Annotated in this window: 26 protein-coding genes and 2 tRNA genes; 14 read left to right on the forward strand and 14 right to left on the reverse strand. The window is 66.6% G+C overall.

What is annotated here, in order from left to right; all coding sequences use genetic code 11:
- The first annotated feature begins 66 nt into the window (after positions 1 to 66).
- From gyrA to ACIP5Y_RS32495, 5 genes are all read left to right on the forward strand, one after another.
- Positions 67 to 2,580: a DNA gyrase subunit A gene (gene gyrA, locus ACIP5Y_RS32475; RefSeq protein ID WP_400355981.1), complete on the forward strand. Its 2,514-nt coding sequence runs from the start codon at positions 67 to 69 to the stop codon at positions 2,578 to 2,580.
- A 179-nt stretch (positions 2,581 to 2,759) separates the two neighbouring features.
- Entirely contained in the window at positions 2,760 to 3,587 is an 828-nt protein-coding gene (locus ACIP5Y_RS32480) for a DUF3566 domain-containing protein (protein WP_400355983.1), read from the forward strand.
- Between the two features lie 129 nt (positions 3,588 to 3,716).
- Positions 3,717 to 3,790: transfer RNA gene (locus ACIP5Y_RS32485), tRNA-Ile, on the forward strand.
- 29 nt (positions 3,791 to 3,819) lie between these two features.
- The gene (locus ACIP5Y_RS32490; RefSeq protein ID WP_355125342.1) at positions 3,820 to 3,927 is read left to right on the forward strand and encodes a DLW-39 family protein; all 108 of its coding nucleotides are present in this window, start codon (positions 3,820 to 3,822) and stop codon (positions 3,925 to 3,927) included.
- A gap of 30 nt (positions 3,928 to 3,957) precedes the next feature.
- A tRNA-Ala gene (locus ACIP5Y_RS32495) sits at positions 3,958 to 4,030 on the forward strand.
- Positions 4,031 to 4,115: 85 nt separating this feature from the next.
- Here the strand turns inward: ACIP5Y_RS32495 and ACIP5Y_RS32500 are convergent.
- The 3 genes from ACIP5Y_RS32500 to ACIP5Y_RS32510 all read right to left on the reverse strand — a co-directional run bounded on the left by ACIP5Y_RS32500 (position 4,116) and on the right by ACIP5Y_RS32510 (position 5,981).
- The gene (locus ACIP5Y_RS32500; protein ID WP_400355985.1) at positions 4,116 to 4,919 is read right to left on the reverse strand and encodes a hypothetical protein; all 804 of its coding nucleotides are present in this window, start codon (positions 4,917 to 4,919) and stop codon (positions 4,116 to 4,118) included.
- A 75-nt stretch (positions 4,920 to 4,994) separates the two neighbouring features.
- The gene (locus ACIP5Y_RS32505; protein WP_400355987.1) at positions 4,995 to 5,285 is read right to left on the reverse strand and encodes a helix-turn-helix domain-containing protein; all 291 of its coding nucleotides are present in this window, start codon (positions 5,283 to 5,285) and stop codon (positions 4,995 to 4,997) included.
- Positions 5,286 to 5,720: 435 nt separating this feature from the next.
- On the reverse strand, positions 5,721 to 5,981 hold the full coding sequence (locus ACIP5Y_RS32510) for a helix-turn-helix domain-containing protein (protein WP_400355989.1): 261 nt from the start codon (positions 5,979 to 5,981) through the stop codon (positions 5,721 to 5,723).
- A 149-nt stretch (positions 5,982 to 6,130) separates the two neighbouring features.
- Between ACIP5Y_RS32510 and ACIP5Y_RS32515 the strand changes: the two genes are divergently transcribed.
- The 4 genes from ACIP5Y_RS32515 (at position 6,131) to ACIP5Y_RS32530 (ending at position 10,138) form a co-directional block, all read left to right on the forward strand.
- Positions 6,131 to 6,844 carry a hypothetical protein gene (locus ACIP5Y_RS32515; RefSeq protein WP_400355991.1) on the forward strand — a complete coding sequence of 238 codons (714 nt, stop codon included), beginning with the start codon at positions 6,131 to 6,133 and terminating at the stop codon, positions 6,842 to 6,844.
- Between the two features lie 133 nt (positions 6,845 to 6,977).
- Entirely contained in the window at positions 6,978 to 8,006 is a 1,029-nt protein-coding gene (locus ACIP5Y_RS32520; RefSeq protein ID WP_400356916.1) for an adenylate/guanylate cyclase domain-containing protein, read from the forward strand.
- 297 nt (positions 8,007 to 8,303) lie between these two features.
- Entirely contained in the window at positions 8,304 to 9,299 is a 996-nt protein-coding gene (locus tag ACIP5Y_RS32525) for an ATP-binding cassette domain-containing protein (protein WP_400355993.1), read from the forward strand.
- On the forward strand, positions 9,296 to 10,138 hold the full coding sequence (locus ACIP5Y_RS32530; protein ID WP_400355995.1) for an ABC transporter permease: 843 nt from the start codon (positions 9,296 to 9,298) through the stop codon (positions 10,136 to 10,138). Before ACIP5Y_RS32525 ends, ACIP5Y_RS32530 begins: the two co-directional genes overlap by 4 nt.
- On the opposite strand, the gene ACIP5Y_RS32535 is transcribed toward ACIP5Y_RS32530, so the two are convergent.
- The 3 genes from ACIP5Y_RS32535 to ACIP5Y_RS32545 are packed head-to-tail and all read right to left on the reverse strand — an operon-like array spanning position 10,124 to position 12,486.
- Entirely contained in the window at positions 10,124 to 10,306 is a 183-nt protein-coding gene (locus ACIP5Y_RS32535; RefSeq protein WP_400355997.1) for a hypothetical protein, read from the reverse strand. The two genes, ACIP5Y_RS32530 and ACIP5Y_RS32535, sit on opposite strands and share 15 nt — an antisense overlap.
- 55 nt (positions 10,307 to 10,361) lie before the next feature.
- Complete coding sequence (glmS, locus tag ACIP5Y_RS32540; protein ID WP_400355999.1) at positions 10,362 to 12,200, reverse strand: glutamine--fructose-6-phosphate transaminase (isomerizing); 1,839 nt, start codon at positions 12,198 to 12,200, stop codon at positions 10,362 to 10,364.
- A 16-nt stretch (positions 12,201 to 12,216) separates the two neighbouring features.
- On the reverse strand, positions 12,217 to 12,486 hold the full coding sequence (locus tag ACIP5Y_RS32545) for a hypothetical protein (RefSeq protein ID WP_397007973.1): 270 nt from the start codon (positions 12,484 to 12,486) through the stop codon (positions 12,217 to 12,219).
- Positions 12,487 to 12,628: 142 nt separating this feature from the next.
- On the opposite strand from ACIP5Y_RS32545, the gene ACIP5Y_RS32550 reads away from it, so the two are divergent.
- Complete coding sequence (locus tag ACIP5Y_RS32550) at positions 12,629 to 13,156, forward strand: peptidylprolyl isomerase (protein WP_400356001.1); 528 nt, start codon at positions 12,629 to 12,631, stop codon at positions 13,154 to 13,156.
- A gap of 135 nt (positions 13,157 to 13,291) precedes the next feature.
- On the forward strand, positions 13,292 to 14,068 hold the full coding sequence (locus ACIP5Y_RS32555) for a rhomboid family intramembrane serine protease (RefSeq protein WP_400356002.1): 777 nt from the start codon (positions 13,292 to 13,294) through the stop codon (positions 14,066 to 14,068).
- Here ACIP5Y_RS32555 and ACIP5Y_RS32560 read toward each other — a convergent pair.
- Together ACIP5Y_RS32560 and crgA are read right to left on the reverse strand one after the other, a co-directional pair.
- Entirely contained in the window at positions 14,065 to 14,508 is a 444-nt protein-coding gene (locus tag ACIP5Y_RS32560) for a PH domain-containing protein (RefSeq protein WP_400356004.1), read from the reverse strand. The genes ACIP5Y_RS32555 and ACIP5Y_RS32560 overlap by 4 nt on opposite strands.
- A gap of 73 nt (positions 14,509 to 14,581) precedes the next feature.
- Positions 14,582 to 14,848: a cell division protein CrgA gene (crgA, locus tag ACIP5Y_RS32565; protein WP_397007981.1), complete on the reverse strand. Its 267-nt coding sequence runs from the start codon at positions 14,846 to 14,848 to the stop codon at positions 14,582 to 14,584.
- A gap of 160 nt (positions 14,849 to 15,008) precedes the next feature.
- Here crgA and ACIP5Y_RS32570 point away from each other — a divergent pair, with 160 nt between their 5' ends.
- The 3 genes from ACIP5Y_RS32570 to ACIP5Y_RS32580 are packed head-to-tail and all read left to right on the forward strand — an operon-like array spanning position 15,009 to position 16,807.
- Positions 15,009 to 15,647, forward strand: a complete 639-nt coding sequence (locus ACIP5Y_RS32570; protein WP_400356006.1) for an aminodeoxychorismate/anthranilate synthase component II — start codon at positions 15,009 to 15,011, stop codon at positions 15,645 to 15,647.
- 19 nt (positions 15,648 to 15,666) lie between these two features.
- Positions 15,667 to 16,356: a RibD family protein gene (locus ACIP5Y_RS32575; protein ID WP_400356008.1), complete on the forward strand. Its 690-nt coding sequence runs from the start codon at positions 15,667 to 15,669 to the stop codon at positions 16,354 to 16,356.
- Complete coding sequence (locus ACIP5Y_RS32580; RefSeq protein ID WP_400356010.1) at positions 16,346 to 16,807, forward strand: deaminase; 462 nt, start codon at positions 16,346 to 16,348, stop codon at positions 16,805 to 16,807. Before ACIP5Y_RS32575 ends, ACIP5Y_RS32580 begins: the two co-directional genes overlap by 11 nt.
- Before the next feature lie 68 nt (positions 16,808 to 16,875).
- Here ACIP5Y_RS32580 and pknB read toward each other — a convergent pair whose 3' ends face one another.
- From pknB to ACIP5Y_RS32610, 6 genes are read right to left on the reverse strand one after another with little or no spacing between them, the layout of a single operon-like run.
- On the reverse strand, positions 16,876 to 18,786 hold the full coding sequence (pknB, locus tag ACIP5Y_RS32585; protein ID WP_400356012.1) for a Stk1 family PASTA domain-containing Ser/Thr kinase: 1,911 nt from the start codon (positions 18,784 to 18,786) through the stop codon (positions 16,876 to 16,878).
- Positions 18,783 to 20,351, reverse strand: coding sequence for a protein kinase (locus ACIP5Y_RS32590; RefSeq protein ID WP_400356014.1), 1,569 nt, complete (start codon positions 20,349 to 20,351; stop codon positions 18,783 to 18,785). The genes pknB and ACIP5Y_RS32590 overlap by 4 nt, the downstream gene beginning before the upstream one ends.
- A 34-nt stretch (positions 20,352 to 20,385) precedes the next feature.
- Positions 20,386 to 21,867, reverse strand: a complete 1,482-nt coding sequence (locus ACIP5Y_RS32595) for a peptidoglycan D,D-transpeptidase FtsI family protein (RefSeq protein ID WP_400356015.1) — start codon at positions 21,865 to 21,867, stop codon at positions 20,386 to 20,388.
- Positions 21,864 to 23,393, reverse strand: a complete 1,530-nt coding sequence (locus ACIP5Y_RS32600; RefSeq protein WP_400356017.1) for an FtsW/RodA/SpoVE family cell cycle protein — start codon at positions 23,391 to 23,393, stop codon at positions 21,864 to 21,866. Before ACIP5Y_RS32600 ends, ACIP5Y_RS32595 begins: the two co-directional genes overlap by 4 nt.
- On the reverse strand, positions 23,393 to 24,862 hold the full coding sequence (locus tag ACIP5Y_RS32605) for a protein phosphatase 2C domain-containing protein (RefSeq protein ID WP_400356019.1): 1,470 nt from the start codon (positions 24,860 to 24,862) through the stop codon (positions 23,393 to 23,395). The genes ACIP5Y_RS32600 and ACIP5Y_RS32605 overlap by 1 nt, the downstream gene beginning before the upstream one ends.
- The gene (locus ACIP5Y_RS32610) at positions 24,859 to 25,326 is read right to left on the reverse strand and encodes an FHA domain-containing protein (RefSeq protein WP_040862589.1); all 468 of its coding nucleotides are present in this window, start codon (positions 25,324 to 25,326) and stop codon (positions 24,859 to 24,861) included. The genes ACIP5Y_RS32605 and ACIP5Y_RS32610 overlap by 4 nt, the downstream gene beginning before the upstream one ends.
- Positions 25,327 to 25,352: the final 26 nt, after the last annotated feature.

Genomic DNA, 25,352 nt, shown 5'->3' on the forward strand with positions numbered 1-25,352 from the left:
TGACCCCCACCTCGCTGCCCAGCCGCGTCATCGGACCACCAAAAGACTTCCTACGGAGACCAATTCATGACTGAGACCGAACTTCCGCCGTCGGGCGGCGACCGCATCGAGCCGGTCGATATCCAGCAGGAGATGCAGAACTCCTACATCGACTACGCCATGAGCGTGATCGTGGGACGAGCGCTGCCCGAGGTGCGGGACGGCATGAAGCCGGTGCACCGCCGGATCCTGTACGCGATGTACGACAACGGTTATCGGCCCGACCGCGGTTACGTGAAGTCCGCGCGCCCGGTCGCCGACACCATGGGTAACTACCACCCGCACGGCGATACGGCCATCTACGACACCCTGGTGCGTATGGCGCAGCCGTGGTCGCTGCGGTATCCGCTGGTCGACGGCCAGGGCAACTTCGGTTCGCGCGGTAATGACGGTGCGGCCGCCATGCGTTACACCGAGTGCCGGCTGACGCCGCTGGCCATGGAGATGCTGCGCGAAATCGACCACGAGACGGTCGATTTCGTCCCGAACTACGACGGTAAGACGCAGGAACCGGTCGTGCTGCCGGCGCGGGTGCCCGCGCTGCTCATGAACGGCTCCAACGGTATTGCCGTCGGTATGGCGACGAACATTCCGCCGCACAACCTCACCGAGCTGGCCGAGGCCATCTACTGGGCCCTCGACAATTACGAGGCCGATGAGGAAGCCACCCTCGCGGCGTGCATGGAACGCGTGAAGGGCCCGGACTTCCCGACCTCCGGCCTGATCGTCGGCACCCAGGGCATCCACGACGCCTACACCACCGGCCGCGGTTCCATCCGCATGCGCGGTGTGGTGGAGATCGAGGAGGACAACCGGGGCCGGACGACGATCGTCATCACCGAGCTGCCGTACCAGGTCAACACCGACAACTTCATCAATGCGATCGCGGAGCAGGTGAAGGACGGCAAGATCGCCGGCATCTCCGATATCCACGACGAGTCCTCGGACCGTGCGGGCATGCGCATCGTGGTGACGGTGAAGCGGGACGCCATCGCGAAGGTGGTGCTGAACAACCTCTACAAGCACACCCAGCTGCAGACGTCGTTCGGCGCGAACATGCTGTCGATCGTCGACGGGGTGCCGCGGACGCTGCGCCTGGATCAGATGATCCGGCTGTACGTCACCCACCAGTTGGAAGTGATCGTCCGGCGGACCAGGTACCTGCTGCGTAAGGCCGAGGAGCGGGCCCACATCCTGCGCGGCTTGGTGAAGGCGCTCGATCAGCTGGACGCCGTGATCGCGTTGATCCGCCGTTCGGCCGATACCGAGACCGCGCGCACCGGCCTGATGCAGTTGCTGGAGATCGACGAGATCCAGGCGACCGCGATCCTCGATATGCAGCTGCGTCGCCTCTCCGCGCTGGAGCGGCAGAAGATCCTCGACGAGTTGGCGAAGATCGAGGCCGAGATCGCGGACCTGAAGGACATTCTCGCGAAGCCGGAGCGGCAGCGTTCGATCGTGCGGGACGAGCTGCAGGAGATCGTCGACAAGCACGGTGACGATCGCCGCACCCGGATCATCGCGGCGGACGGCGACGTCCAGGACGAGGATCTGATCGCCCGCGAGGACGTGGTCGTCACCATCACCGAGACCGGTTACGCCAAGCGCACCAAGACCGACCTCTACCGTTCGCAGAAGCGTGGCGGTAAGGGCGTGCAGGGCGCGGGTCTCAAGCAGGACGACATCGTCAGCCACTTCTTCATCACGTCCACGCACGATTGGCTGTTGTTCTTCACCAACCTGGGTCGCGTGTACCGGGCCAAGGCGTACGAGCTGCCGGAGGCGAACCGTACGGCGCGCGGTCAGCATGTGGCGAACCTGCTGGCCTTCCAGCCGGACGAGAAGATCGCCCAGGTCATTCAGCTGACGTCGTACGAGGATGCGCCGTATCTGGTGCTGGCGACCCGCAACGGCCTGGTGAAGAAGTCGAAGCTCACCGACTTCGATTCGAACCGGACGGGCGGCATCGTGGCGGTCAATCTGCGCGATGGTGACGAATTGGTCGGCGCGGCACTGTGTTCCGCGGAGGACGACCTGCTGCTCGTCTCGGCGCACGGCCAGTCCATCCGCTTCTCCGCCAATGACGAGGTGCTGCGCCCGATGGGCCGCGCCACCTCCGGCGTGCAGGGCATGCGTTTCAATGCCGACGATCAGCTGTTGTCGCTCAATGTCGTTCGCGATGAAGAGGGCATCTATCTGCTTGTCGCGACGGCGGGTGGGTACTCCAAGCGCACCGCGATCGGTGAGTACACGGCGCAGGGTCGCGGCGGCAAGGGTGTCCTGACGATTCAGTACGACGAGAAGCGTGGCAGTCTGGTCGGTGCGCTCATCGTCAACGACGAGGATGAGCTGTACGCGATCACGTCCGGCGGCGGGGTCATTCGCACCGCGGCCAACCAGGTTCGAAAAGCCGGGCGCCAAACCAAGGGTGTGCGGTTGATGAACCTGGGCGGGGACGATACGTTGCTCGCGATCGCTCGGAACGCGGATGAGCCCGACCAGGTTGCCGAAGATGACACCAGCGGTTCGGCGAAGCAGTAGTTTCACCACAGCAGCGGCGGCACAACGGATCGAAGGATTCACCATTGACCACGAATCAGCCGAATGACCAGCGCGGTCATGCCAATGGCGTGACCGAGAGAATTGCTCCGTCTCCGATCCCGCCGCGGCCGATTCCGCGCACGGGTTCGGGCGAGGGCAGTGCACCGCAATCGCCCGAAATGTCGGACCAGTCCGGCGATTTCGCCGACGCGCAGGCGCACGAGGTCACGGCAGCCGAGTCGGGTGACGAGCAGCAGAGTGGTTCGCCCTATCAGGAAGGGGGCTGGTCGCAGCTGCCGCAGCGGGAACCCCAGTCCAACCTGTACCGGCCCGGCCAAGCCCCGACCACCGGCCGCCCCGGCGGCGGTCTGAGCAGCGGAGGAGGCGGCGGCGGTCTGAACGCCGGCGTCTCCAATGCCCGGACGACCGCCGACCTGGCGGCCAAGGCCGCGCGCAAGGAAGCGGCCATGGTGAAGTCCGTCGGCATCGACGGACCCACCCGCAGCATCGCCCGCCCCGAATTGGTCAAGGATCTGCCGGATCTGTCCGAGATGCGGCATCCGCTGCCGCCGCCGGAGCCGATCCCGCCGGCCGGACCGGTCTCGCCGTCCGCCCCCTCGGCGGTCGCGCAGGCCGCCGCCACCGGTGAGCCGCTGCGGGCCACCGTGCAGCTGCGCCACATCGATCCGTGGTCCACGCTGAAGGTCTCGCTGGTGATCAGCGTGGCGCTGTTCTTCGTGTGGATGCTGGCCGTCGGCCTGCTGTACCTCGTGCTCGAGGGCATGGGTGTGTGGGAGCGACTGAACTCCACCTTCACCGACATGGTGTCGTCGGACAGTTCCTCGTCGTCACTCATCGACGCGGGCACGGTGTTCGGCTACGCCGGCATCATCGGCCTCATCAATGTCGTGTTGTTGACGGCCCTCTCCACAGTGGGCGTTTTCGTCTACAACCAGTGCACCGATCTGGTCGGCGGCATCCAGGTCACGCTGGCCGATCCCGACTAGAAAACAGCATCCGGAACGGCCGGTCGGAGACTGCGTTTGCAGGCCTCTGACCGGCCGTTTTGGTTATCTTCGGTGCGGTACGGTAATCTTCTGCCTCGGTTCGAGTGACACACTCGGAGCCGAAGATGAGGGCCTATAGCTCAGGCGGTTAGAGCGCTTCGCTGATAACGAAGAGGTCGGAGGTTCAAGTCCTCCTAGGCCCACTCCCGAACATCACAGTAGGGTGGGATTCATGAAATTTCTCCTCACGATCGGCATTGTCGCCGCGGTGATCTTCGGAATCAGCAAGTTGCGCCAGCGCAGCGACGCGGACCTCTGGCACGAGGTCACCACCCGCTGATCAAAGCTCAGGGATTCACGAATCCCGTTCGGGGCCTTAGCTCAATTGGCAGAGCACTGCCTTTGCAAGGCAGGGGTTAGGGGTTCGATTCCCCTAGGCTCCACTCTTTTACTCATCCTGTGCCCGAAACCGCCCTCCGGGGCGGTTTTTCGCATTTCTGCCCCTCGGTTCGCCGGCGGGCCGATGCCCTAGTCGGCGACCCTGGATGTCGCGGTGCCGCGTGCCTTGGCGACGATGGCGGCCGTTCCCCCTATCGACAGCAGGATCATGCCGGGGATGGCCCAGATCTCCATCACGGTCTCTCTGTGTGCCTGGAGGAGGGGTGTACCGCCCATCGCAGCGAGGCCCAGGGCTGTCGCGGCGTATCCGATGCCGCAGCAGCCTATTCCGAGCGTCACCCAGAGTGCGGGGCGTGGGGCACGGACGGATCGCAACCCGATGAGCGAGCCGGTCACGACGAGGATCCCTCCGACGAAAGCCCACGCGCTATAGAGCACAGCCACCGCGCGTGAACTCGGATCGTGCAGATCGAGCATGTCGTCCACCGGGATTCGCGATAGGTCGCTCGAAAACCACAGCACCAGAACCACCGCCGCGGTCACGGCGTTCGAGATGTTCCACCACCACATGACGGTGTTCGTGAAGGCCGATGCGCTGCGCCGGGTGCGGTCGAGGACGCCACGCAACCAATCCGGGATGTCTTGTTCGCGTTTGAAGACCTTCAACGCACTCCGCCCGAGTGCGCACCATGCTGCAAGCGTGAGCAGGATGTGCCCCAGGTGTGCCACGTTCACCAAATGGAGGGGAGCGTCCGCTAACTGCCGGTCGACGACGCGATTGACCCCCGGCAGGTAGAGCACGAATGCGACCGCCACCGCGCATAGGCCGCCAGTGAGGAGCGAGTAGTCCTGACGAAGGTACAGCACCCGAACCGCGCAAATCGTGAGCAGCAACCACACGAGGGCGGACAGCACGGACAGTGCGGAAAGCATAGCGGCATCGTACGATTCATCAGTGACAGATTGCGACTAATTCAGTGACCCACTGCGCCGAATTGGACAAATCGCTCACAATCCTAGGATTTCACGCCATTCATCGCCTGCGGACGGATTTGGATACGCACCAGTCTGCCATCGCTTCTTGGTGGCAGCGAAAATCGTTGTGGGGGAGATGTTCAGGATCTCGGCAACATCGAAGACATCGGCCAGCGTCACGTCCCGTTCGCCGGACTCGGTGCGCCGGTACGTGTTACGACGCCATCGCAGTCGTGTCCACATCTGCTCGGCCGTCATCCCAGCAAGTTTTCTGCGATCTCGTAGCTCCTGTCCGAACGCTCGGTTGAGGCTGCCCCGATCCATGGCGTGAGGTTATCCCGTCTCCTTATTGCAGTGCCCAAATATGGGTACTACTGTTTGCGGTGTTGACCTAGCTTCCGGGAGGTCGGCAGGTCAATTCGGCGTACCGGCCCAAGTCGGGGGGCTTGGCGCGTCGACATGGTTCTCGGGTGCGGAGGAGCGTTGAATCACGTGATTTCGGAAGGGAATTCGAACACGCCCCCTCGAAAGGAGTTGCCTCCGTTGGCCCGCGGTGTGTTTCGGGGCTCATCGAGTCGATTTCCGCCGGGGGCGACGAGGTGGATACAGGGCACGTCGGCGACTGCGGCACTGACCAGTGGGCTGGGTGGCCGTGATCGTGCTGAGGTCGAGCGATCACTCGGGCTGTCCGCCAAAGGACTACGGGCCCGTCTGGACCGCAGGGTCGCGTTCGATGCGTCCGAACTGCTGGTCGCTGCGTCACTCGCCGGCCTGCGCGCTGGTGACCTGCTCGATTTCAGCCTGGGCGGCATTGAGGAAGTCGCCGGCATTGACGCCCAGGGCCTTGCATAGCTCGAGGAGGACATCGACGGGGGCGGCTCGGAGGCCACCCTCGATTCGCCTGATTGTGATCACCGGTACTCCGGACAGGTCGTGCAACTTTTCGCGACTGTAGCCGCGCTTCCCGCGCAGGCCGCGCAGGTTCGCGCCGATGACGGCGTTCGCCTGTTTGTTGTCCATGTGGATCAGTATCTGTTCTATTCCGGCTAGCATGCAACCCCTTCAGATCAATTTGTGATCCAAATGGGACAGATCGATCGATTGTCAGTGATCCATTGGATGACTAATCTGATCTGTATGGATCAGATCCGAGCGATGTTCGGCGTCGCATGAGGCCCAAGACCGCCGAGTTCGAGACGTTCTCCCTCGATCAGGTCTGCGAGTACACCGGCGCGCCGTCGACTGCCTGGCTCTGCCGCCGCATTGTCGCTGGGGAAGTCACAGCCGTTCGTGCGGGCAAGCAATGGCGTATGACGCGCTCGGACATGTGCAACGTCGTCGCCTACATGCGCGGCGCCGGTGTCGAAGAGATGGCGGCGCGCGATGCCGTCCGAGAGACCGTGCCACGGCCTGCTCCCAGCATCGACGCACTACAGGCCAGGCAGTACCTGGATCACATCGAATCCGCCAAACGGCAAAGCGGAATCTACTTTTGGGCGTATCTGACATCCGGCGTACTCGGAATCGGTGTACTCCTTACCGCGGCCGCCCTTGCCATCTTCGGTAGCCGGGACACCGCGATCTTCACGGCAATCAGTGACGTTCTCCCTTCCGGGATCACCGCGCTGTTCTACAAACGAGCCGGTGATCTCGAAAGGGTTGTCCAGGACAACCTCGGTCGCCTGGATCGGGCCGTCGAGAACTCCAAGCGGACGGCGGCAGCGAAGGACGCGGCGTCGAAGTTGCCACCGGGGCAGGACCGCGAGCTCCTGTTGAGCTTGCTTGCGATACATCACCTGCTCCCCGACGCGTCACCGGAAGCGATCGCAGCTCTGCTGGCGGGGGCCCGGCCGAGGGCTCGGGTGCGCGGCCGGGCTGCGTGAGATTGCAGCGTGGTTTCACGTGAATCGTGCAGTGAAACCGGCGGTGGCTCGATCCTTTGTGACATGCGACAGCGCTGGCCTGTGACACGGGACAAGGGGCGGATTTCCGGTGCGGCGCGGACGTAAGGTGGCGATCATGGCTTCCGCTGAGATCTCCGAACTGGTGCAGTCCGTGGTGGAGCCGTACCTGCTCGACGGACCGCGCAAATACAACCGGCGTGAGGTGGAGAAGCTGAGCGGGCTGCCCAATTCGGCGACCCGCCGGCTGTGGGTGTCACTGGGTTTCCCGGCCGATCCCGATGATGCCGCGGTCGAGTACACCGACGCGGACATCCAGGCCGCCAAGGGATTCAGCCGCTTGAATGTGCTCGCCAGCGCGGACATTCACCGGCAGACCACGGCGGCGCGGACGCTGGGCCGGTCCATGGCGCGGCTGGCGGAGTGGCAGGTGGATCTGGTGACCGAGGAGATCCTGGCCCGGATCGCCGCCCGCACCCAGGAGGATCCGACCGCCGATCCGAAGGAGCTGGCCCGGGTCGCGACCGAAGAGGTCATCACCGAGTTCGAGGCCTTGCAGCGGTACGCCTTCCGCCGGCATCTGGACGCGGCGCTGGCCCGGTCACTGGACGAGGGCGCGGTCGCCGGGGACACCATGCGGGTGCTCGCCATCGGGTTCGCCGACATGGTCGGCTACACCCGGCTCACCCGCCACCTGGAGCCGGAGGAATTGTCATCGCTGCTGGAGGCGTTCGAGACGGCGACCAGCAATGCGATCGTGGCCCATGGCGGCTGGGTCATCAAGAACGTGGGTGACGAGGTCATGTTCGCCGCCACCACCGCCACCGAGGGCGCGCGGATCGCGCTGGCGGTGCAGGAGGCCGCGACGGCCTCGCACGGCGTGACGCAGGAACTGCGGGTGGGTCTGGCCTACGGCGAAGTGCTGCAGCGGTTCGGTGATCTCTACGGTTCGGTGGTGAATGTGGCGGCGCGGCTCACGGGTGTGGCGCGGCCGGGAACGGTCTTGATCGACGACGGTGCGGCCATGGCGATCGAGGACGATCCGGAATTCTCACTGCGTAATCTGGCGACCGTGCGCGTGAAGGGAATCAACCGCCTGCACGGGCATGTGCTGCGCCGCAATGTGATTCGCCCCTTGGTGTGAACCTACCCGGGACATGGGGGCGGGCCTCGGCGAAGGGGGGGAGTTAGCCGAGGCCCGCGTAAGGTCGGCCCGGGGGGGAGGGGCCGACTGAACCGATCCTACGCGACAACACGGTTTTGTGTGGCTATCGGGTCGCCGAGTTCGAAGATTTTTTGAGGAAAAAGTGTCGTACCCCGGTGCGAACATGTGTTCGTAGCACTGGAATTCGGATGACCAGGACCAATCGGTCGGTGAATACTGGTCAGCGAAGTCCGGTCTTGTCCGCCAGCTGCGCCTACACGAGACATCAGGAGAGTCATGCCCGACGCAATAGTCGCCGAGGGACTGGTCAAGCGGTACGGCAAAGTCGCCGCACTGGATGGACTCGACCTCTCGGTCCCCGAAGGAACGGTCACCGCCCTGCTCGGCCCCAACGGCGCCGGGAAGACGACCGCGGTCCGTGTTTTCACCACCTTGCTCGTTCCCGACGGCGGCCGCGCCACGGTCGCCGGCGTGGACGTCCTGAACGATCCGCAGTTACTGCGCTCCCGCATCGGCGCCTCCGGTCAGTACGCCGCCGTCGACGAATACCTCACCGGTTTCGAGAACCTGGAAATGGTCGGGCGGCTGTATCACATGGGGACGCAGCGGAGTAAGGATCGCGCCCGCGAACTATTGGACCGCTTCCGCCTCGCCGATGCCGCGGATCGGCCGGTGAAGGGTTATTCCGGCGGTATGCGCCGGCGGCTGGACCTGGCGGGCGCGCTGGTCGCGAATCCGCCGGTGCTGTTCCTGGACGAACCCACCACGGGCCTGGATCCCCGTGCGCGCCTCGATCTCTGGGATGTCATCGAAGAATTGGTGGCGGGCGGCACCACGCTGCTGCTGACCACCCAGTACATGGAGGAGGCCGACCGGCTGGCCGATTCCATCGCCGTCATCGACCACGGCAGGGTCATCGCCGAAGGCACCTCCGATGAGCTGAAGGCCCTGGTCGGCGGCGACCGCATCGAACTCGTCGTCGATCATGTGGACAGTCTCGCGCTCGCACAGCGGGCGCTGGAAGGCTTGGCGCAGGGGGAGATTCGGCTGGAGCCGGGGCTGCGCCGGATCATCGTCCCGGTCGCGGACGGCTCGCAGGCGCTGGTGGACGCGATCGGGCTGCTCGCCGAACATGAAGTGACGATTCATGATGTCGGGCTGCGCCGGCCATCACTGGACGATGTGTTCCTATCGCTCACCGGCCACGAGGCCGACGAGCTGGTCAACGGCGCCAAGGCCGCCGAGCAGCCGGTGGGCGGTGCGACCCGATGAGCGCCACCCTCGCGGTCGCCGAAAAGCCTTCGCCCGCACAGCGCTTCGCCATGCTGGTGAGTGACAGCCTGACCATCACCAAGCGGAATGTCATCAAGATCCGGCGCGTACCGGATGTGCTGGTCTTCTCGACGCTCTCGCCGATCATGTTCGTGCTGCTGTTCGCCTATGTCTTCGGATCGGCGATCAAGCTGCAGGGCACCTCGTACCGCGAATTCCTGATCGCCGGAATCTTCGCCCAGACCGTGGTTTTCGGCGCCACCTATACGGGCCTGAGCCTGGCCGAGGATATGCAGAAGGGCATCATCGACCGCTTCCGCTCACTGCCCATGGCGCCGGCGGCGGTGCTCATCGGGCGCACCGTGGCCGACATGGTGATGAATGTGGTGAGCCTGGTGGTCATGTCGCTGACCGGACTGGCGGTGGGCTGGCGCATTCGCGGATCGTTCTTCGACGCCGTGCTCGCCTACATCCTGCTGCTGTTGTTCGCCTATGCGGTGTCGTGGATCCTGGCGGTGATCGGGCTGCTGGTGCGGACGCCCGAGCTCTACAACAATGCCAACTTCATGGTGATCTTCCCGCTCACCTTCATCGCCAATACCTTCGTGCCGGCCTCGGAACTGCCGACGGTGCTACGGGTTATCGCGGAATGGAATCCGGTATCGGCGGTCACGCAGGCCACCCGGAATCTGTTCGGCAACACCAGTCCGCTCGGGCCGAGCGCGGATGTCTGGTCCATGCAGCATCCGGTGGCGACGACGTTCATCTGGATCGCGGTGATCCTGGTGATCTTCGTGCCGTTGGCGGTGCGGCAGTACCAGCGGTCAGTGAGCCGCTGACAGATCCCGCTCCGGTGCGGAGCCGTTGCGCGAGTAACCCAGGCGCGGCGGCTCCGGGGCCGGTGCGGGCAGCTGTGGGCGCTTGCTCACCAGCACGGTGATGATGCCGCCGACAACCGCGAGCAAGGCGGCGATGATGACCTTGTTTCGAATGCTCCCCAGCTCCATTCGACCACTGTGGCACAGCAACCGGTTTCGTGCACCAAAGGGTGCGTGAATCCTGTTACTCGACGGTCACGCTCTTGGCGAGGTTGCGGGGCTTGTCCACATCCCGGTCCAGTGCGACGGCCGTGTGATAGGCCAGCAATTGCAGGGGAATCGTGAGAATGATGGGGTCCAGTTCCGGCGCGACCTCCGGGACCCGAATCACGGCGTCCGCCAAGCCGTCCGGAAGGTCCGTATTCGTGACGGCGATGACCGGGCCGCCACGGGCCTTGATCTGCTCGATGGTGGTGATGTTCTTGGCCAGGAGTTCGTCCTTGGGAACCAGCACCACGCTCGGCATTTCCGGGTCGATCAGGGCCAGCGGGCCGTGCTTGAGTTCGGAGCCCTGGTACGCCTCGGCGTGGATGTAGCTGATCTCCTTCAGCTTCTGCGCGCCTTCCCGGGCCACCGGCCAGGCGCGGACCCGGCCGACGAAGAACATGCTGCGCGCCTTGGCATATCGGGCGGCGACATCGGCGATCTGGTCGTCGGCTTCGAGGACCGATTCGATGGCCTCCGGCAGCGCGCGCAGTCCGGACACGATGCGCTCGCCCGCCGCGGCGGACAGGTCCCGCACCCGGCCCAGCACCAGCCCGAGCATGGCGAAGGACACGGTCATATTGGTGAGCGCCTTCGTCGACGCCACCGATACCTCCGGCCCGGCGTGCAGGAAGACGCCGGCGCCGCATTCGCGGGCGATGGCGCTGCCCACCACGTTCACCGCGCCGATGACCCGGCCGCCCTTGCGCTGCAATTCCTGAACGGCCGCAAGGGTATCCAGGGTTTCGCCGGACTGACTGATGGCGATGTACAGGGCATCCGGATCGACGACCGGATTGCGGTAGCGGAATTCCGAGGCGGGTTCCGCGGTGGCGGGAATGCGCGCGAGTTCCTCGACCAGCTGGGCGCCGATCTGGCCCGCGTAATAGGCGGAGCCGCAACCCAGGAACACGACCTTGCGGATGCCGCGCAGTTCCCGCGCGTCCATATTGAGGCCGCCGAGGACCGCGGTGGAGAAGCGTTCGTCGAGCCGGCCGCGCAGGGCGCGGCGCACCGCGTCGGGCTGTTCGGCCATTTCCTTGCGCATGAAGTCGGGATAGCCGCCGAGGGCGTAGTCCTCGGCCGCCATATCGATGGTGGTCGGCGTCTTGTCGGTGTGCTGTGCGTCGAGTCCGAGTGTGCTGGTGCGGAATTCGCCGGCGCGCACGGTGGCCAGTTCGCCGTCGTCGAGGAACACCACGCGCTGGGTGTGGTGCACGAGGGCGGCCACATCGGAGGCGACGAACATTTCGCCGTCGCCGACGCCGAGCACGATGGGGCTGCCGTTGCGGGCCACCACCAGTTCGTCGGGCCGCCGCGCGTCCAGGACGAGCAGCCCGTAGGTGCCCTCGACCCGGTGCAGGGCGGCGCGGACCGCGTCCTCCAGGGTGCCGGCGTCGTCGAGGGCGGCGGCGATGAGGTGGGCGATGGCTTCGGTATCGGTGTCGGACACGAACCGCACGCCGTCCGCGGTGAGTGCGGCGCGCAGTTGCTCGGCGTTCTCGACGATGCCGTTGTGCACCACGGCGATCCGGCCGGAGCCGTCGGTGTGCGGGTGCGCGTTCACATCGCTGGGTTCACCGTGGGTGGCCCAGCGGGTGTGGGCGATGCCGACGGTGCCGCGCAGTCGCGCGCCCTCGGCGTCGACCCGGTTGCGCAGGTCTTGTACCCGGCCCTGGGTCTTGGTGATGCGCAGCCGGCCGCGGTGCGGTACGGCCAGGCCGGCGGAGTCGTAGCCCCGGTATTCCAGCCGGTGCAGACCTTCCACCAGAACCGGCACGGCATCCCGATGCCCGATATATCCGACGATTCCACACATTGCGCGGCGGACTCCTCTACCCGTAGACGATGCGGCGCAGTTGCCGTTCGGTGAAGTCGGGGGCCGCGACCGGCCGGGCCGCCAGTTCGGCGGCGAGCTGCTGCCAGATATCGGCATTGCGCAGCTGCCGGCGTTGCAGTTCGGCATGCCTGCGGCGCACGAACTGTTCGGCGGTCTCGTCGAAGTAGCCCACGACGTCGGCGACCACGCGGGCCGCGACGGCGGGTGGCAGGCCCGTGGAGGCTGCCACGTGCCGCACCAGCTCGACCGGGACCCCGTCATTCACTCGTCCGAACCTGCCATGCCGGGAGCCTTTACGCCAACATTTGTGCCCGAATTCGGGCAGAATCTCACAGATATCCGGTCGCTGTGTAGTCACGGAGGCGTCGCTGAACAGTAACGGGGTGGTCAGCACATATCCTGGGCGCGTGACCTCACCGAATCAGACCGCCGTCGCCACTCTGCACACCAACCAGGGCGACATCAAGATCTCGCTTTTCGGTAACCACGCCCCGGCCACGGTGCGCAACTTCATCGGCCTGGCCGACGGTTCCGCGCCCTACACCACGAAGAACGCCCAGGGCACCGACTCCGGCCCGTTCTACGACGGCGCCGTCTTCCACCGCGTGATCGACGGCTTCATGATTCAGGGCGGCGACCCGACCGGCACCGGGCGTGGCGGCCCCGGCTACGAGTTCAAGGACGAATTCCACCCGGACCTGCGCTTCGACCGCGGCTACCTGCTGGCCATGGCGAATGCCGGGCCGGCCACCAACGGCTCCCAGTTCTTCATCACCGTCGGCGCGCAGTCGCATCTGAACCGCCGCCACACCATCTTCGGTGAAGTGGTGGATCCGGATTCGCGCAAGGTGGTCGACGCCATCGCCACCACCGCGACCGACCGCAACGACCGTCCCAAGGACGAGGTCGTGATCGACAGCATCACCATCTCCTGACCGGCACTCCCGAAAACCGGCATCTCCGAAAAGAATTCGCATGAACCCGCAACCGCCCGCACCGACCTGCTTCCGTCACCCCGACCGGGCCACCGGTCTGGGCTGCACCCGGTGCGGGCGGCCCGCCTGCCCGGAATGCCTCACCCCGCCGCCGTCGGCCAGCACTGTGTGGAGTGTGTCCAGCAGGGCCGCAAGGACACTCGCGCCGCCCGCACGGTGGCCGGCGCCACCCAGACTTCGCAGGTGCCGCGGCCGCTGGTGACCTATGCGCTCATCGGGATCAATGTGCTGGTGTTCGCGGCGACCGCGTTCCAGGCGCACAGCGTCATGAACAACAAGTACTCCAGCCTGTTCCTGGATTGGGTGCTGGTGCCGGCCGCGGTCGGTAATGGCGACTGGGTGCGGGTGATCGGTTCCGGTTTCCTGCACATCGGGCCGATTCACCTGCTGGCCAATATGTTCGCGCTGTACGTGATCGGCCCCTACTGTGAGGCGGCCTTCGGGCGCGCCCGCTATCTGAGCCTGTACCTGGCCGCCCTGCTGGGTGGTTCGGCGGCGGTGACCGCCCTGTCGGCGCCGATGACGGCGTCGGCGGGTGCGTCGGGTGCGATCTTCGGATTGTTCGGTGCGGTCGCGATCGTCATGCTGCGGACGCGGCAGAACCTGACGCAGATCCTGGTGCTGCTGGTGATCAACCTGATCATCACGTTCTCGGTGCCGGGCATCTCGGTGTGGGCGCATCTGGGCGGTCTGCTGGCCGGCACGGTCGCGGCGGTCGGGTTCATCTACCTGCCGCGCTGGTTGGGTGCGCGCAGCCAGAAGACGGCCTACGGGATCGGCTGGGGTGCGGTGGCCGCCGTAGCGATCGCGGCGGTGCTGGTCACGGCGCTGGCCGCGCCGACCTACTACTAGCGCGCGAGGTGGATGCGCAGCACTTCGAGGACATCCTCGGGGTGCGCGCCGAGATCCCAGCGGCCGAAGATGATGAGCTTCTCGTCGCCGTGGTGATCCACATCCATCTCCAGCATGGGCATGCGGCGACCCAGTCGCCGATAGCCGACCACGCGGACGCGCAGGATCTGCGCGGGGGAGTAGCGCTGCGGCCCGGCCAGCCCGCGCACCACGACGTGCACCGGATCACCGGGTTCGATCTCCAGGCGGGGACGCTGCCGCACTCCCATGAAACACAGGAACAGCAGGCCCAGCGCGGCGAGCCCGATGAGCAGGCGCGCGGCATTGTCGTTCGACAGGAACGCGGCCCCGGCCAGCACGACGCCGCCGAGCCCGCAGACGGCGAGCGCGGCGGGCGGGGTGGACCAGGCGAGTCGGGAGGAGGGATCGGCGGTCGTCACTGTCCCCACTCCCTCCTCGAGTTGTCCACAAGGTCATCCACAGATGTGTATGAATAACACCTGTGTAAGGAGCTCATCGCCAGCGCATGGTCATGATCAGGCCGACGACCATGAGGCCGAACCCGATCAGGAAGTTCCAGGCTCCGAGATCGCTCATCCAGCCGATCTGCTCGTTGGCCAGGTAGTAGACCAGCAGCCAGGCCAGGCCGGCGAGCATGAAGCCCAGCATGATGGCGACGTACCAGACCGGTGACGGGCCCGCGCTCTTGACGCGCACAGGCGTGCGGCTGGCAGGGTTGATCGTGTAATCGGTCTTCTTACGGACCTTCGACTTGGGCATGACGTCCTCGGTTTCGGGGTGCTGTCTGCTAGAGATTATCCCAGGGAATATCCGGGCCGTCCGCTGGCAACAGCCGTTGCACAGCCTGTGGATAGATCCGGGTGGATAGGCGGCGGTATTGCGTGCGACGTGAGCGCTCGCGCCCACTACGCTCGGTGTCATGCGTGTTCTGGTCGTCGACAACTACGACAGCTTCGTGTTCAACCTGGTCCAGTATCTGGGTCAGCTGGGTGCGGAGGCCGTCGTCCGGCGCAATGACGATCCACAGCTGGAAGATGTGGACCCGGTTGTGCAGAACTTCGACGGAGTGTTGATCAGCCCCGGTCCCGGCACCCCCGAACGGGCCGGGAAGAGCATAGAGCTCGTGCACGCCGCCGCGCGGCACGCCACCCCGCTGCTCGGCGTATGCCTCGGGCATCAGGCCATCGGTTCGGCCTTCGGCGCGACCGTGACCCGCGCCCCGGAACTGCTGCACGGCAAGACGTCGGACGTGTTCCATATCGGCGCGGGTGTGCTGGCCGGGCTGCCGGATCCGTTCACCGCCACCCGCTACCACTCGCTGACCGTGGTGGAGGACACCATGCCGCCGGAGCTGGAGGTGCTTGGCCGCACCGAATCCGGCATCGTCATGGCCTTGCGGCATCGCGAACTGCCCATTCACGGGGTGCAGTTCCATCCCGAATCGGTGCTCACCCAGGGCGGGCACCGCATGCTCGCCAACTGGCTCGGCGTGTGCGGTGAGCGGCCCGCCGAGGGCCTGGTGAAAACCCTCGAGGCAGAGGTCGCGGCACTCGTATGAGCAGCCCGGCGAGCGCGGCATGACCGGCCGGCCGCACGTCCTGCTGTCGGTGGCGGTGAGCATCGACGGCTATATCGACGATGCGCGCCCTGACCGGCTGCTGCTGTCCAATGCGGCCGACTTCGACCGCGTCGACGCCCTGCGCGCCGAATCGGATGCCATTCTCATCGGCGCGGAAACCCTGCGCCGGGACAATCCGCGGCTGCTGGTGAACAACACCGATCGGCGGCTGCACCGGGTGGCGGCGGGTAAGCCCGAATATCCGCTGCGCGTGATCGTCACGGCCACGGGCGATCTCGACCCGGCCGGGAAGTTCTGGCGGTCGGGTGGTGAAAGAGTCGTCTACACCACCGAATCCGGCGCCGATCGCATAGCGGATCGGTTGCACGGGCGCGCCGAGGTGGTATCCCTCGGTGCCACGGTCGATTTCACGGACCTGCTCGACGACCTCGGTAAACGCGGTGTCGAACGGCTCATGGTGGAAGGCGGCGGCTCGATCCACACCGCGTTCCTGGCGGCCGGTCTGGTCGACGAGATCCATATGGCCGTGGCCCCGATCGTGGTCGGTGATCCGGCCGCGCCGCGTTTCCTCGGGCCCGCCGATTTTCCCGGCGGCCCGCACCACCGCATGCAGCTGGCCGATGTCGCCCGGCTCGGCGATATCGCCCTGCTGCGTTATCTGCCGAAGGAGGACTCCGGTGTCCGATGAAGCACGCTCGGACCGCGGCTGGATGCGGCATGCCATCGGCCTGGCGCGCCTGTGCCCGCAGAGTGGGACCGCGTTCTCGGTGGGCGCGGTCATCGTCGGGGCGGACGGCGTGGAGATCACGCACGGCTGGTCGCGGGAGACCGACGAGAAGGTGCATGCCGAGGAATCCGCCTTGAACAAGCTGGAATCCGGCGATCCGCGGCTGCCGCACGCGACCATCTACAGCACCCTCGAGCCCTGTTCGGTGCGCGCGAGCCAGGACCGGCTGCCCTGTACCGACCGGATTCTGGCCGCGGGCATCCGCCGCGTGGTCATCGCCTGGCGCGAACCCGGCACCTTTGTGGATAACTGTGTGGGAGTGGAGAAACTGCGCGAACACGGCGTCGAGGTAGTCGAATTGCCTGATCTCGCAGACGAAGCCATGTCGATGAACCGGCACCTGCGACTCTGAACACCACAGCAACAAAATGCGCCCCCGGCCGGTTGGCCTGGGGCGCATCGTCATTCACGGGTTCTACCTCACGGCGGGCCGAGCGACAGCACGCCGGTCGTGATGGTCACCGTCTGTGTCTTGCCCAGGGAGGATCCCGCGCTCGGCTGCTGGGCGAGTACCCGTCCGACCTCGCCCGGGTTCACCGTGTTCATGGTGTTCTGTGCGATCTGCCCGTTCCAGCCCTGCTGCTGCAGGGCGCCCACGGCCTGGGCGGGGGTGAGGCCGCGCAGGTCGGGCATGGTGAGCTGATCGCCGGTGGACACCTGCACGGTCACCGTGGAGCCCTTGTCGGCCTGGGTGCCCGCGGACGGGGTGGTGGCGATGACCGTGCCCTTGGGCTGGTTGTTCGGCACCTGCTGGATCGTCACCTTGAAGCCGGCGGTGTCGGACAGCGTGGACTGCGCCACGTCGATGGACTGCCCGACGACATCGGGCACCTGCACCTTGTCCGGGCCCTTGCCGAGGGTGATGGTGACCTGCCCGCCCGAGTCGGTCCGCTGACCGGCGTCGGGGCTCTGGCCGATCACCTTGTCCTTGTCGTCGATGCTCGAAAAGTCCTTCTTCACATCCGGATTCAGCTGCAGCCCCTGCGAATTCAGCGACTGCTCGGCCTGCGATTGGCTGAGTCCGGCCAGTTTCGGCACGGTGACCTGGGCAGGACCGGTCGACACCTGCAGCGTGACGGTGCTGCCCTTGCCGACTCGCGAACCACCCAGCGGCTGGGTGGAGATCACATTGCCCTGCGCCACCTTCGGATCCGACTTCTGCTGGATGGCGACCGTGAATCCGAGCCGCTCCAGATCTCGTTGCGCCAGTGCGGAGTTCTGGTTCGCATAGTCCGGTACCGAGACCTGATCGGCGTGCGAGCCGGGACCGATGAGCACCCATGCGAGCGCCGCCACCACCGCCACGATGGCGACACTTAGCCCCGCGATGAGCGCGGTGCGGCGGCGCGGGGAGGCCTCGACGATCTCCTGTTCGGTGGTGTCGTCGCCGTCGCGGCGTTCGATGGTGCGGTAGCTGCGCGGCGGCGGCAGGTCGTCGTCGAGGAAGCCGGTGCGGTCCTCGTCGGTCATGACCATGGGCGCCGTGGGCTTCTGCCCGCCGAGCACCCGGATCAGGTCGGCGCGCATCTCGGCGGCGGTCTGGTACCGGTTGGCCGGGTTCTTGCTCATGGCCTTGAGCACGACCGAGTCGAGTTCGCGTGGCACGCCCGGATGCACCTGCGACGGCAGCCGCGGATCCTCCCGCACATGCTGGTAGGCGACCGCGACCGGGGAGTCGCCGGTGAAAGGCGGTTCGCCGGTGAGGATTTCGTACAGCACACAGCCGACCGAGTACACGTCGGAGCGAGCGTCCACCTGCTCACCACGCGCCTGCTCGGGCGAAAGATACTGGGCGGTGCCGATGACTGCCGCGGTCTGCGTCATGGGGTTGGAGCTGTCCGCGATGGCGCGCGCGATGCCGAAGTCCATCACCTTCACCGCGCCCGCGCGGTTGATCATGATGTTGGCCGGCTTCATATCCCGGTGCACGATGCCGTTGCGGTGCGAGAAGTCCAGCGCCGCACACACATCCGCGATGACCTCCATGGCCCGCCGCGGCGGCAGCGGACCCTTGCCGCGCACGAGGTCGCGCAGCGTGTCACCGTCCACGTACTCCATGACGATGTAGGGCAGTGGGCCGCCGTCGATCTCGGCCTCACCGGTGTCGTACACCGCGACGATGGCGGGATGGTTCAGCGCGGCGGCGTTCTGCGCCTCCCGCTTGAACCGCAGATAGAAGGTGGGGTCGCGGGCCAGGTCGGCGCGCAGCACCTTGATGGCGACGTCCCGGCCGAGACGCAGATCCCGGGCCTTGTGTACCTCGGACATGCCGCCGAACCCGATGATCTCGCCCAGCTCGTAGCGAGAGGACAGGTTCTTCGGGGTCGTCATGGCAGTCCTTGTGGGATGGCAGGGGGCGAGCTGTCCGGGTCCGTGGTGCCCATGTATCCGTCGTATCCCCGCGCTCCGGGAACTCCTGGCCATGGTAATTCGCCGAAAGTCGGACGCGGGAAGCGCGTGGGGGTCTGCCACGGGTTGGGCGTGGTGGTCGTCGTGGTGGTGGGCGGCACCGTGGTGGTCGTGGTGGGCGGCACCGTCGTCGTGGTGGTGGGCGGCACCGTGGTGGTCGTGGTGGGCGCGTCCGTGGTCTGGTCGTAGGTGGGCGGCGGCTGCGGCCGGCGCGTCCGGGTGGTGGTGGGCGGGTCGTCGGTGGTGGTCGTGGTGGGCGGCGCCACCGGCGGCGCGACCACGGCACTGGTCTTGGTCGCCGGGGTGGTGTCGTTCGAGGTGTCGCCGAGCAGCACCCAGGCGGCCAGGCCGCCGAGAATCAGTGCGCCGACGCCGAATCCGGCGACCGCCTTCTGATTGTTGCTGAAGCGCCCGCCGCCGCCGTTGCCGCCGCCGGGACCGGTGGGCGGGCCGCCGGGCCGGTTGGGCCCGGCCAGCAGGGTGGTCGCGGTGGCCGCGCCGGTGGGCGGCTGCGGCCGGGCGGGCTGCGGCGGCGTGGGGTACCGGGTGGTCGGCTGATCGGCGCGCGGCGCCCCCGGAATGATCATGGTCGGGCCGGGCGGCATTACCCGCGTCGCACCCGTCGGAATCGCGATCCCGCCGGTCGGCGGCGGCCGTCTACCGGACCGCACCGCGGCCACCGCGTCGGCGAACTCGCCGCCGCTGGTGTACCGCTGATGCGGATCCTTGGCCATGGTGATCTCGATCAGCTCGCGCACGTTCGGCGGCAGATCGGCGGGCAGCGGCGGCGGGGTCTCCCGCACATGCTTCATGGCGACCGTCAGGGCGCCGTCACCGGCGAAAGGCCTTGCGCCCGCGAGCGCTTCGTAACCGACCACGCCCAGCGAATACACGTCGGAGGCGGAGGTGGCGTCCTCACCGGTGGCCTGCTCCGGCGCGATGTACTGCGCGGTGCCCATGACCATGCCGGTCTTGGTGACCGGTGACGCGTCCACGACCTTGGCGATACCGAAGTCGGTGATCTTCACCTGACCGGTCGGCGTCACCAGGATGTTGCCCGGCTTCACATCCCGGTGCACCACGCTCGCCGCATGGGCCACCTGCAATGCGCGGCCGGTCTGCTCCAGCATGTCCAGGGCCTGCGCGACGGACAGCCGGCCCAACCGGCTCAGCACCGCGTTCAACGGTTCGCCCTGCACGTATTCCATGACCAGATAGGCGATTTCACCGCCCGACGGGTCCGCCGTCTCGCCGTAGTCGTAGATGCCCGCGATACCGGGATGATTCAACCGGGCCGTGGTCTGCGCCTCGGTGCGGAACCGGTGCCGGAAGGTGGGGTCGGTGGAGAATTCCGCCTTGAGCACCTTCACCGCCACCCGGCGATCCAGCCGGGTGTCGAGGGCCTCCCAGACCTGGCCCATGCCGCCGGTGGCGATCAGCCGCTGCAGCCGGTACCGGTCCGCGATCAGAGCACCGTTGTTCAGCATTCGATACCCCGTCTACCTTGCACCTTCATATCGTTCAGCTCCCCTGCAACCCGGCGTCGAGCACCGCGCGGGCGATGGGTGCGGCGACGGAACCACCGGTCGCGGCCAGCGCCCGGTCACCACCGTTCTCCACGATCACCGCGATGGCGATCTTCGGGTTCTGCGCCGGCGCGAACGCGATGTACCAGGCGTGCGGCGGGGTGTTGCGCGGATCGTTGCCGTGTTCGGCGGTGCCGGTCTTGGACGCGATCTGATACGGCCGCGGGTCCGTTCCGCCCGTCGTGGCCTTCTCCGATTCGATCATCATGTTGGTGATCGTGCTGGCCACCGGCGCGGACACCGCCTGCCCGACCGAGGTCGGCTTGAAGGTGTCCAGGGTGGTCAGATCCGGCGCCTGCAGGGTGTCCACCAGATGCGGCTGCATCCGCACGCCGCCGTTGGCGATGGTCGCCGCGACCACCGCATTGTCCAGCGGGGTGAGGGCCACATCGCGCTGCCCGATGCTGCTCTGGGCGAGCGCGGCCTGATCGGGGATGGTCCCGACGGTGCTGTCCGCCCACGGAATCGGGATGTTCGGATGCTGGCCGCCGCCGATGCCGAACGCGTTGGCCTCATCCTTGAGCTTCGCCGCGCCGACCTTCATGCCGATCTGCGCGTAGGCCGTATTACACGAGTACCGGAACGCGTCCATCATGGACGCGGTCGGCGCATTGCCCGGACCGCAGTGCTCGCCGTCGTAGTTCTCCAGCGTGGTCGTGGTGTCGGGCAAGGTGATTCGCGGGTCGGCGGTGAACAGGTCGCTCGGCTGCGCCACATTGTTGGACAGCGCGGCCGCCGACACCACCACCTTGAACGTGGAACCCGGCGGATAGGTCTGGGAGACAGCGCGATTCAGCATCGGCTGCTTCGGATCCTGCTGCAGCTGCTGCCAGGTCTGCTGGGTGCGGGCGCCATCGTGACCGGACAGCAGGTTCGGATCGTAGGACGGTGTGGACACCATGGTGAGGATGCGGCCGGTGCTCGGCTCGATCGCCACCACCGAACCGGTGTAGCCCTTGGCGGTCAGCTGGTCGTAGGCGACCTTCTGCATGACCGGGTTGATCGTGGTGATCACATTGCCGCCGCGCGGATCCCGGCCGGAGATCATGTCGATGAGCCGCCGCCCGAACAACTGATTGTCCGAACCGTTCAGCACCGAATCCTCGGCGTGCTCCAGGCCGGTGCTGCCGTACTGCATCGAGTAGAAGCCGGTGACGGGCGCGTACGCCTGCGGATCCGTCGGATAGGTGCGCAGGTACTTGTACCGGTCGTCGGTGGCCACCGACGACGCCAGCACGGTGCCCGACGCGGAGATCTGGCCGCGCTGCCGGGCGTACTCGTCCAGCAGGACACGCACATTCCGCGGATCGTTGCGCAGGCTGTCGGCCTTGATCACCTGGACGTAGGTGGCATTCGCGAGCAGCGCCACGATCATGACCATGACCGCCAGCGCCACCCGGCGCAGAGGTGTGTTCACGCGGCGCCCCCCTTGGTCTTGCGCAATGTCTTACGCAGCAGATCGGTCGGCTCGAGTTTGCGCGTCACCTCGGTCGCCTTGCTCAGCAACTCGGTGGGGGCGTCCACGATCGGCTCCGGCGCCCGCTTGCGCACCGGAGCGGGCGCGCGGGCGGCATCGGACACCCGGATCAGCAACGCCACCAACGCATAATTGGCCAGCAGCGAGGAACCGCCGTACGACATGAACGGCGTGGTCAGGCCCGTCAGCGGAATCAGCTTGGTGACACCGCCCACCACCACGAACACCTGGATCGCGATGGTGAACGCCAGCCCCGCCGCCAGCAGCTTGCCGAAACTGTCCCGCACCGCCAGCGCGGTACGGATACCGCGGATCACGAACACGCAGAACAGCATCAGCAGCGCGGTCAGCCCGATCAGGCCCAGCTCCTCGCCGATGGCGGACACGATGAAGTCGGTCTTGGCGAACGGCACCTGCGAGGGCCGCCCACTGCCCAGCCCCGTTCCGGCCAGGCCACCGGTGGCCAGCCCGAACAGCGACTGCGAAATCTGGTAGCCGGTATTGCTGTAATCGGCGAACGGATGCAGCCACGTCGAGGTCCGCACCCGCACCACCGCGAAGAAGTTGTACGCGAACACGAATCCGATGCCGAGCAGCACCACACCCACCGCCACCCAGCCCACCCGCTCGGTCGCGATGTAGAGCATGCACAGCACGGTGCAGTAGATGAGCAGCGAGGTGCCGAGATCCTTCTCCACCACCAGCACGCCCACCGACACGGCCCACACCACCAGGATCGGGCCCATATCCCGCATACGCGGCAACTCCATGCCGAACACATGCTTGCCCGCACCGGTGAACATGTCCCGCTTCGCCACCAGCACGCCCGCGAAGAAGATGATCAGCAGGATCTTCGCGAACTCACCCGGCTGAATACTGAAGCCGGTCAGGCGAATCCAGATCTTGGCGCCGTTCACCTGCGAGTACCGATCCGGCAGGAACGCCGGAACCGCCAGCGCGACCAACCCGATCAGCCCCAGCGTGTACGCGTAGCGCGCCAGCGACCGGTAGTCACGCAGCACGATCAACAGCCCCATGAAAACCACCATCCCCAACCCCGTCCACAGCACCTGCTGGTTGGCGTCGGGGGAGGGGATGGGCAGGGAGGCGAATGCGGCGTCCTGCGCCTCGGCTAGGTCCAGGCGGTGAATCAGCACCAGCCCCAAACCGTTCAACAGGGCCACGATCGGTAGTAGGAGCGGATCCGCGAAGGGTGCGAACCGCCGCACCGCCAGATGCGCCACCCCGAACAAGGCCAGATACGCGGCACCCAGTTTCGCGATCTCCCAGGTGATCTCCTGCTCCTGGCTGGCTTCCACCAGGATCAGCGACACCGTGGTGATGACCGCCGCACACCCGAGCAACAACAGCTCGACATTCCGCCGAGTCGACGGTGGCGGCGCAGGCGCGAATCCGCCGGGTGGACTGGGGAAGGCCCCAGTGGACGGCGGTGCCGGTGCGGACATCAGTCCGCCACTCTGCAGTTCTGCCCCGGAGTCTGCGGTGCCGTCGTGGTGGTGGGAGCGGTCGGGGTGACCGGCGCGTGCTGCTCACCGGACGGACCGGCGGGCGGTGTGGCCGGCGGCGCCGGAGTCGTGGTGGCGGCCGGTTGATTCGCCTGATTCGGATCGGGCGCGGGCGGCGTCACCGGGGGTGCCGCCGGCTGCTGCTTCTCGCACGGCGGCAGCAGTTCCCCGGCCACCAGCGTCTGGATCTGCTTGACCGCGTCCTCACGCGACCCCGGCGGCAGACCCTTGTCCACCGAATCCCGGCCACTGGGGCGCAGATCCGAGCGGGTCAGGGCCCGGCAGCCGTCCGGAAAGTTGTCGCCGGGCGCGGCCAGCTTCAGCTCACCCGTCCGCGTGACGCACGCGATCTGATCCACATCGCGAATCGAATAGCCCAGCACGGAACCGGGCAGGCCGCGCAGCACGACCACCTTCTCACCGTCCGTGCCGATGTAGTAATTGCTGCGAATCATGTTGTAGCCCACCGTGAGACCGGCGCCGATGGCCACCAGCAGCGCGATCGACAAGGCGATCCAGCGCAGCTTGTGACTCTTCTTCGGCGGCTCCGGCTCGGGCAGCTGCACCGCGCGCCGCGGCACCGCGCGCGGCGGCCGCATGGCAGCGGCCCGCCCGGCGGCGGTGTTCGGCGGTGGCGTGTCCTCGTCCTCACCCGACGCGGCGCCCGCCACGATCGGATGCGACTGGCCGTAATCCAGATCGATGACATCCGCGACCACCACGGTCACGTTGTCCGGACCGCCACTGCGCAAAGCCAATTCGATGAGCCGGTCGGCGGCCTCGTCGGTGCCGCCCTCCCGCATGGTGTTCGCGATGGTCTCGTCGCTCACCACATCGGACAAACCGTCCGAGCACAACAGATAGCGATCCCCGGCCCGCGCCTCGCGCATCACCAGGGTCGGCTCGATCTCGTTGCCGGTGAGCGCGCGCATGATCAGCGAACGCTGCGGATGGGTGTGTGCCTGCTCCGGCGTGATCCGGCCCTCGTCCACCAGCGACTGCACGAAGGTGTCGTCCCGGGTGATCTGTGCCAGCTCACCGTTTCTGAGCATGTAGGCGCGCGAGTCACCGATATGCGCCAGCCCGAGTTTGCGGCCCGCGAACAGGATGGCGGTGAGCGTGGTGCCCATGCCGTCGAGTTCCGGTTCCTCCTCGACCTGATCGGCGATCGCCGCATTGCCTTCGTGCACAGCACGATCCAGCTTGCCGAGCAGATCGTCGCCGGGCTCGTCGTCGTCGAGGTGCGCCAGCGCGGCGATCATCAGCTGCGAGGCGACCTCACCGGCCGCATGACCACCCATACCGTCCGCGAGCGCGAGCAGGCGCGCCCCGGCGTACACGGAATCCTCGTTGTTGGCCCGTACGAGACCACGGTCGCTGCGCGCTGCGTAGCGGAGAACAAGTGTCACGATCGCAGCTCGATCACTGTCTTACCGACACGGACAGGGGTACCGAGTGGAACTCGGACCGGAGTGGTGACCTTCGACCGATCGAGGTAGGTGCCGTTGGTGGAACCGAGATCCTCGACGTACCAATCCTCGCCGCGCGGTGACAGTCGCGCATGACGGGTGGAGGCATAGTCGTCGGTGAGAACCAGCGTGGAGTCGTCCGCGCGCCCGATCAACACCGGCTGTGTGCCGAGTGAGATCCGAGTGCCGGCGAGTGAACCCTGAGTCACCACGAGATATTTGGCGCCCTTCTGGCCCCGGCGGAACGATGGGAGCACCGCGGAACCGCCTGCGGCCCGAGGCGCGACCCGGAGGCCGGATGCCGCGTAGATATCGCTGCGCAGGGTCCTCAGCACCGCCCACACGAACAACCACAACAGCAGCAGGAACCCCGCCCGGGTCAATTGCAGGATCAATCCCTGCACGGGTCTCCACCTCCTGTTCGGACCGT

The sequence above is a fragment of the Nocardia sp. NPDC088792 genome (assembly GCF_044750615.1).
In the GTDB taxonomy this organism is placed as follows: Bacteria; Actinomycetota; Actinomycetes; order Mycobacteriales; family Mycobacteriaceae; genus Nocardia.